The sequence below is a fragment of the Nostoc sp. genome, assembly GCF_054880495.1.
Genome location: NZ_JBTYKD010000295.1, coordinates 1 through 3,763 on the forward strand (window position 1 = coordinate 1; position 3,763 = coordinate 3,763).

Genomic DNA, 3,763 nt, shown 5'->3' on the forward strand with positions numbered 1-3,763 from the left:
ATCCCCCAACCCCTTCTCCCAAATCTGGGAGAAGGGGAGCCAGAATTTCAAAGTCCCTCTCCCATATCTGGGAGAGGGATTTAGGGTGAGGGCAAAAACTACGGTTCTTAGCTTAGATGAGGTTTAAACTAATTTTAGGGGGTATATATTTAGCAATTTCTACTAAATAATCTGTGCAATCTAGCGTTAATACCTCCATGCAATCTCCAGAAGATGGCAATAATTTGTGCATCAAAACTAATCGCTACGGAATTAACCAATTTAAGAACATTGTCCTGATGACTCATTCATACCATGAGACAGATGTTTTTTAGATGTATATAGGCATTTCAAGTTGGACAGAAGTATTTATAGCATAGCAATAAATTAAAAACTACAGATTAAAGGTTTTGTGACTTACGTATAGATGCTTGTATGTTCAGGCAATGCTACGAGAACAACTATGTGGAACAGGAATGCCTATCGGAGAATCTGCAATGTATTATGGAATCTGAGAACAAACTAAAAAAGTGGCTTTTTAGAAGTTAATAGTACTAAGGGTATTTTCATAAATAACTTTATATCTTTTGGCATCTTATTTAATTTTACTGCCTGCAAATTTTATCAATAAGAATTTATGTACAGCTATTATTTAATACTGCCACTCTGATGCCAAATTACCTTACTTCAGCAAGATGTGCTCTCACTATCTCAACCTTTATAATATTTATTAAATGGAAATTCTAGTTGACTTAATGAGGTAACTAATGGCAATTAAATTGAAAGTTCCAAATATTAAAGGTGACGACTGTGCCAAGAAAATAACTAAATCTATTCAGACTATGGAATCTGATGCCAAAGTAAATGTTGACGTTAATGCTAAAACCGTAACTGTGGAATCTGCCGCTTCTGAAGAGTCAATTAAACAGATAGTGCAATCTGCTGGTTATACTATAGAGGGTTATTAATTACTTCATCTAAATTTCTCAAGAGATTTAGATGAGGTAGTTTAACCGACACAATTGCTTAATCATAATATTCGCCCGTTTTTCGGGCGGAATATTATTAAATTACTCGACTTGATAAAGAATATTTTCCTTCTCTGATACGCTTTAAATAGTTAACTTAATGTGCTTCTTATCAACTGCAACAAATATAGATAAATAAAAATTCTCTTTTGGCAGCCATTGAGAGTGATAATTCAAGTGACCTAGTTACCCCCTTGGAAGCAGCACCTCTATTGGCAGGCTCAGAATTCATATCCTTCAGCGATCAATCGATCTCTCCCAGCATCGGGGACGGCGACAACTCGACCATCAGGCAGAATAGTGTTGTACATAAACAAATAGCCCCCCGCAAGTTGGAACGGAAGAAAAGGGTTCCTCTAAGATCAGCCCCTTCGAGATTGATTTCTTCAAGACAAACCTCTTCCAAATTGACTCCACTCAAGTCAACTCCGTGAAAATCTCTCTCCCCAGCAGCATAGCGCCTGCACAACTCCTCAGCATCCATACCTTAACGCCCCAATCAATTACTATCTATAATCCAATACGCTTGAATTAGCGTCAAAAACCATAAACTGCGTAGGTTGGGTTGAACGAAGTGAAACCCAACAAACCACCGAAAATGTTGGGTTAAGCAACGAAACCCAAGCTCTATAATCAACCCTACCGTACCGTACAAACCCTCTGAAACGCCCTCCTCGCTGCAAGACTTTTATGGCACTACTACTTGAGTAATGCCAATAGTAAATCGGTTACAGTTTCCCAGTGAATACCCTCTGGGCTGGGCCTGTCATGTAAACCCGTTGGTCTACTTCTGACCATTCAATTTGCAATAGTCCACCTGGTAATTCGATAGTGGGGGCGCGATCGCATTTTCCAGTCAATACTCCAGCTACCAAGGAAGCACAAGCACCAGTCCCGCAAGCTAATGTAATCCCAGCGCCTCGTTCCCATACCCGCATTTTCAAATAGTCACGGCGTACCACTTGCATAAATTCGGTATTTATGCGTTGGGGAAAAGCTGGGTGATGCTCAAATTTTGGGCCGATGGTTTCTAGCTCAATTGCTGCTACATCTTCTACAAAGGTAATGCAATGCGGATTTCCCATACTTACACAGGTGACTTCCCAAGTTTGCCCCGCCACCTCCAACGGCTGAGAAATGACTTTTTCTTGGGTGGGTGCAAGAGTGGTAGGAATTTCGCCAGCGAGTAACCTGGGTAAACCCATATCCACCTTCACTAGACCATCAGATATGAGTTGGGGAATCATCACACCAGCTAAGGTATGAATGCGATATAAGTCTTTATTCCGGGATTCGCCTTCTAAATCTGCTAAAAAGCCAGCTAAACAGCGAATGCCATTACCACACATTTCTGGTTCTGAACCATCGGAATTAAAAATCCGCATGGTGTAGTCAGTGCCATTTTCTCCAGGTAGGGCAAAAATGACACCATCAGCACCGATACCAAAGTGGCGATCGCACAACTTAATGGCTTGCTCTGGCGTGACTACAGGTACAGATGAGGAGCGATTGTCAATCAGAATAAAGTCGTTGCCTAGACCATGATACTTAGTAAATTCGATTGCCATTTCCTTAAGGATGAATTATCAAGGATTAGTTACTCTTTATTTTGCCTTGTAGGTTCATCTTTACTAAAAATGCTTACCGAATTTGACACTACTTTACCTAGTATTAGACAAGTCCAAAATCTGATTAAACAAACAATACCAGTAGAGTTAAAGCTGCTGACTGGTGATGTGCTGATAGGAAAGGTTTTATGGCAAGATCCACAGTGTATCTGTATTGCTGATGAAAACAGTCAGCAAACCACTGTTTGGAAACATGCGATCGCTTATATTAAACCAAAAACGAGTGAAGTAAGTAAGGAGTGAGGAGTTAAAACTCACAACTCATTACTTCTGGATGAAAGATGAAATTACTCTTTGCCATTAGTTGCCTGGGAACGCTTTTATTACTGGGTACCAGAGGATACTTGTCCAAGCCAAAAAATTTGACCAAGTTATACAGCTAGCGCCACAATTAACAATAGTCCTTGTCCGGAAAGATTGTCGAAGATTTTCTCAAAAACTTCAACTCTGTAATGAACACCATTTTCAGTGATAGTTTCAGGGCAACCCTGTTGTTCAAGGCGATCGCTGAGAATAAAGTCTTCATTGTCATACTTAGTTGAGAGTCGCCAAAGCTTGCCATCAATTCCGCGTTGTTTAAGCCATTGTTTGAGTGTATTAGCACATTCTTCGCAATGAAGTAGTGGAAATCGAATCACAAGATTACCAATTGCTTCATGAAGTTCTGCAATGACTAGATCATCCGGGAAATCATTCAGAAAAAACATCTCCTGACGTAAATGTTGGTCTTATTTTAGCGTCGGTGCGATCGCTCTTCGATAAACTACAGCCAAATGCGATGCCCTTCGGCGCAGGCTCAGGGTAAGACCTGCGGTGGTCACTGAGCCTTGCCGTTCGCGCAGCGTCTCGTAGAGAAGTGCGGTAAAGAACGCAGTGTAACTTTTTTCGAGTGCAATAGAAAGTTTCAATCGCACTCCGTCACACTATCCGCAGGCAGAAACACTTTGAGCGCTTCTATCTCACCAGCTTTCACCACTGGGATAGAAAGGGGTACTGAACTGGCGATCGCAAATAACTCTTCTAGTTGACTTAGACCTGTTAAACTACCACATAACAATACTTGGTCGCCAACTCGCAAATCCATGCCGCCATCAGGATAGCGAATAAACTTGCCATCTCGCCGGATCG

At 41.1% G+C, this 3,763-nt stretch carries 6 protein-coding genes and 1 pseudogene; 2 read left to right on the forward strand and 5 right to left on the reverse strand.

The window, feature by feature from the left end; genetic code table 11:
• The first annotated feature begins 746 nt into the window (after positions 1-746).
• Positions 747-947: a heavy-metal-associated domain-containing protein gene (locus ACYTXL_RS25695; RefSeq protein ID WP_292765494.1), complete on the forward strand. Its 201-nt coding sequence runs from the start codon at positions 747-749 to the stop codon at positions 945-947.
• A 385-nt stretch (positions 948-1,332) separates the two neighbouring features.
• Here the strand turns inward: ACYTXL_RS25695 and ACYTXL_RS25700 are convergent.
• Both ACYTXL_RS25700 and dapF read right to left on the reverse strand, forming a co-directional pair.
• Positions 1,333-1,491 (reverse strand): annotated as a pseudogene (locus tag ACYTXL_RS25700) (pentapeptide repeat-containing protein); the annotation flags it as partial.
• A gap of 244 nt (positions 1,492-1,735) precedes the next feature.
• The gene (gene dapF, locus ACYTXL_RS25705) at positions 1,736-2,575 is read right to left on the reverse strand and encodes a diaminopimelate epimerase (RefSeq protein ID WP_461927163.1); all 840 of its coding nucleotides are present in this window, start codon (positions 2,573-2,575) and stop codon (positions 1,736-1,738) included.
• Positions 2,576-2,644: 69 nt separating this feature from the next.
• Here dapF and ACYTXL_RS25710 point away from each other — a divergent pair, with 69 nt between their 5' ends.
• On the forward strand, positions 2,645-2,878 hold the full coding sequence (locus tag ACYTXL_RS25710; RefSeq protein WP_461927164.1) for an Hfq-related RNA-binding protein: 234 nt from the start codon (positions 2,645-2,647) through the stop codon (positions 2,876-2,878).
• A 128-nt stretch (positions 2,879-3,006) separates the two neighbouring features.
• Here ACYTXL_RS25710 and ACYTXL_RS25715 read toward each other — a convergent pair whose 3' ends face one another.
• The 3 genes from ACYTXL_RS25715 to ACYTXL_RS25725 form a co-directional block, all read right to left on the reverse strand.
• Positions 3,007-3,342: a papain fold toxin domain-containing protein gene (locus ACYTXL_RS25715; RefSeq protein WP_461927165.1), complete on the reverse strand. Its 336-nt coding sequence runs from the start codon at positions 3,340-3,342 to the stop codon at positions 3,007-3,009.
• A gap of 21 nt (positions 3,343-3,363) precedes the next feature.
• Entirely contained in the window at positions 3,364-3,543 is a 180-nt protein-coding gene (locus ACYTXL_RS25720; RefSeq protein WP_461927166.1) for a hypothetical protein, read from the reverse strand.
• Positions 3,540-3,763 (reverse strand): hypothetical protein (locus tag ACYTXL_RS25725; protein WP_461927167.1); only part of this gene is annotated, 224 nt, incomplete at its 5' end. The genes ACYTXL_RS25725 and ACYTXL_RS25720, both read right to left, overlap by 4 nt.

Excerpts from the sequence above, each read along its gene's own strand:
- dapF (WP_461927163.1), bottom strand. The coding sequence starts at position 2,575 with ATGGCAATCGAATTTACTAAGTATCATGGTCTAGGCAACGACTTTATT.
- ACYTXL_RS25715 (WP_461927165.1), bottom strand. The coding sequence starts at position 3,342 with ATGTTTTTTCTGAATGATTTCCCGGATGATCTAGTCATTGCAGAACTT.
- ACYTXL_RS25695 (WP_292765494.1), top strand. The coding sequence starts at position 747 with ATGGCAATTAAATTGAAAGTTCCAAATATTAAAGGTGACGACTGTGCC.
- ACYTXL_RS25710 (WP_461927164.1), top strand. The coding sequence starts at position 2,645 with ATGCTTACCGAATTTGACACTACTTTACCTAGTATTAGACAAGTCCAA.